At 67.0% G+C, this 2937-nt stretch carries 3 protein-coding genes; 2 read left to right on the top strand and 1 reads right to left on the bottom strand.

Annotated elements, in window-relative coordinates; genetic code table 11:
• Positions 1 to 1347, top strand: a 1347-nt coding sequence (locus AZG88_RS14535; protein ID WP_231913999.1) for a thioesterase domain-containing protein, incomplete at its 5' end; no start/stop codon positions are given.
• 531 nt (positions 1348 to 1878) lie between these two features.
• Here the strand turns inward: AZG88_RS14535 and AZG88_RS14530 are convergent.
• Positions 1879 to 2217, bottom strand: coding sequence for an RNA polymerase-binding protein RbpA (locus tag AZG88_RS14530; RefSeq protein ID WP_005255751.1), 339 nt, complete (start codon positions 2215 to 2217; stop codon positions 1879 to 1881).
• A gap of 172 nt (positions 2218 to 2389) precedes the next feature.
• Here AZG88_RS14530 and AZG88_RS14525 point away from each other — a divergent pair, with 172 nt between their 5' ends.
• Entirely contained in the window at positions 2390 to 2722 is a 333-nt protein-coding gene (locus AZG88_RS14525; RefSeq protein WP_005246337.1) for a hypothetical protein, read from the top strand.
• Positions 2723 to 2937 lie beyond the last annotated feature (215 nt).

Raw genomic sequence — 2937 nt, 5'->3', positions numbered from 1 at the left:
GTGCACCGCGACGACCGCGGCGAGGAAGCGCTGGTGGCGTACCTGGTGGGACGGCCCGCGGCCGATTGGTCCGACGTGCGTGCACACCTGTCGGCCCGCGTCCCGTCGTACATGATCCCGGCACGCGTCGTGCACCTGGACACCCTGCCGCTGTCGGTGAACGGCAAACTCGACCGCAAGGCACTGCCCGCACCGGCCGTCCGGTCGGCGGCCGACGAGTACCAGGCACCGCGGACGGCGGCCGAGCGCGCCGTCGCCACGGTGTTCGCCGACGTGCTCGGCATCGACCGCGTCGGAGTCACGGACAGCTTCTTCGACCTCGGGGGCAACTCGCTGGTCGCCACCCGGGTCGCGTCCGCGCTCGGATCCGAGCTGGGAATCGACTTCCCGCTGCAATGGATGTTCAGCGACCCCACGCCGCAGTCGCTGGGACAGCGCATCCAGAAGTGGACGAACGACGGGGTGGACGGTGCCGGTGCGTCGCTCGACGTGCTTCTGCCGATCCGCACGAGAGGGACGGCGGAGCCGCTGTTCTGCGTGCATCCGTTCATCGGGCTCGCCTGGAGCTACGCCGGGCTCGGCCGCGAGCTGACCCAGGACCGGCCGATCTACGGGCTGCAGTCGCCGGCGCTGACCGAGGACGAGCCGCATCCGGAGACGATCACCGACTTCGCCGGCCGCTACGTCCGGGAGATCCGTTCGATCCAGCCGCACGCCCCGTACCACCTGGTGGGGTGGTCGCTGGGCGGGGTCATCGCTCACGAGATGGCAGTGCAGTTGCAGGACGCCGGTGAAGAGGTGCGTCTGCTGGGGCTCCTCGACAGCTATGTCGGGATCGACCGCAGCGTGGAGAACTCCGCAACCACCGCGGATCTTCTCGGCGGTGTCGGCCTGGACCTCCCGGACGACAGCGTGCTCGACGAACTCGCGCCGGACGGGCAGTTCGACGCCGAGCGGGCGGCGGCACTGCTGCGGGTCGTCGGAGGACCGCTGGCGGCACTGACCGCTCCCGAACTCGAGCGTATCTACCGCAATGCGCAGCGAGCGCCCGAACTGATCGACGCACACCGGCCGAAGGTGTTCGACGGCGAACTGGTGTTCTTCACCGCCGCCCTGGACGATGGTTTCCACGTGGACCCGGTGACCTGCTGGGGCCAGTTCGTGCGCGGGAGCATCGACGAGCATCCGGTGGACGCGACGCACTGGACGATGACGACGCCGGCTGCTCTCGCCGCGATCGCACCGCACCTCGAGCGTTCGCATCGTCGGCCGCGGCACGCCGCGCCCGACACCGGCAGGGACAGCGATCCCGATGACAGCGCGAACCGGCCGCACTCGGTGCGCTGACCGCAGCACCGCCCGACAGACCGGAAGGTTTGGTTTGGGCGGTGATGGGGGTATACCACGAAATGTGAGCGGTTGTACAGGAAACGAGCGGTTGACCACACGGAATGTCGGGGATGCCCGACCGGCCGTGGTTTCGGGGTGCCGATTTCATACCCCAGGTGTGAGATCTAGCCGAAGAGAAGACCAAACCCTTGACTCCGCGGTACCGAATAGTAGATTGAGAGCGGTCATGTGACCTACCTCTCAAATGGTATGGAAGCCCGAGAGGTCGGTCATACGTGGTTTCTTCGACTGCGTGTTCGGGGCGTGACGCTCGGTGCTTTGTGTGCTCGGAATGTAACGCGCCCGCGTTCAGCAGATCGGAGTACTTGGATGAGTCCTGTCGAGACGGTGACCAGCCCAGTGACCAACAGAAGCTTGTCCGTGTCGAACACCCCGTCCGCGCCGAAGCCGGGGTCGCAGTCTCCCCGGACGCGCCGAACGCCGCCCCGGCAGAGCCGAGACGGCGTTCGTACGGTTCGGTTGCCTGTGTCAGGCTCCGCGGCGCTTCGCCTTCAGCAGGTCGAGGCGCTCCTTCAGCAGCTCCTCCAGTTCCTCCTTGGAACGGCGTTCGAGCAGCATGTCCCAGTGGGTACGCGGCGGCTTGACCTTCTTGGCCTCGGGCGCGGTGCCCTCGACCAGGGTTCCCTCGAGGCCGTTACGGCACAGCCACGTGCCGGGAATCTCGGCATCGTCGGCGAAGGGAATGTCGAAGACCTCACCGTTGTCGCACCGGTACTTGGCCATCCGACGGGGCGCGAGGTCGTGGTCACGGTCGGTCTCGTAGCTCACCGCTCCGAGTCGACTTCCTCGAAGTACGCGATCTGCCATGGTTGTGTCCTCTCCTCGATCGTCTCCGCGCGAGTACGCCTGGACCAGAACCAAGCGTTCACACTCATCTACAACGCCACGGCCTCCCGATTGGTTCCCGCACGCCGCGCAGATGCAACCTCGACATCTTACCGGGCGGGCCTCGAGGCGCCGCGCAGTAAGGTGGTTGACCATGACCGGCGCCTCCCGCAGACCCGATTCCTGTGTGTGGTGCGGGAGGGAAGTGGCCGAGACGGGGATGGGGCGGCGTCGCCGGTACTGCCGCCAATCCTGCCGGCAGCGCGCGTACGAGCAGCGCAACCAGGTCAAGGGCACGAGTATCCCCGCCGATGCGGTGGTGCTTACCTCGGAGGAAGCTTCCGCCATGGTCGACCGGGTTTTCCAGGTTCGATGTGCCGCCGAGGACGTGGCGACAGCCGTTGCCGAAGGTGCGGCGGCCCATGAGGTGGAGTCGCTGTGCGCCGACCTCGTGCAACTCGCACGTGAGGCCGAACGCTTCCGCTGAGCCTCGGACAGAGGCGGGGGAGCGTAGGACGCACTCTGCTCGACCGGTCCGACCTTCGCCTGACGATGGCGATTCCGAAACGAACATCACGAATCGACGCACACCGGGCCCACGCGTACAGCACGATCAGTACAGCGTGGGAGACCGGCGTCGGTTGGTCCGTCTCACGCGCAGGACTTGCGCATCCAAGGTCTTCTACCCGCTGGGGGAACGAG

The sequence above is a fragment of the Rhodococcus sp. LB1 genome, assembly GCF_001583455.1.
In the GTDB taxonomy this organism is placed as follows: Bacteria; Actinomycetota; Actinomycetes; order Mycobacteriales; family Mycobacteriaceae; genus Rhodococcus_F; species Rhodococcus_F opacus.
Note: the sequence above shows the minus strand (reverse complement) of the source record. Positions and strands in the feature narration are given on the sequence as shown.

Excerpts from the sequence above, each read along its gene's own strand:
- AZG88_RS14530 (WP_005255751.1), bottom strand. The coding sequence starts at position 2,217 with ATGGCAGATCGCGTACTTCGAGGAAGTCGACTCGGAGCGGTGAGCTAC.
- AZG88_RS14525 (WP_005246337.1), top strand. The coding sequence starts at position 2,390 with ATGACCGGCGCCTCCCGCAGACCCGATTCCTGTGTGTGGTGCGGGAGG.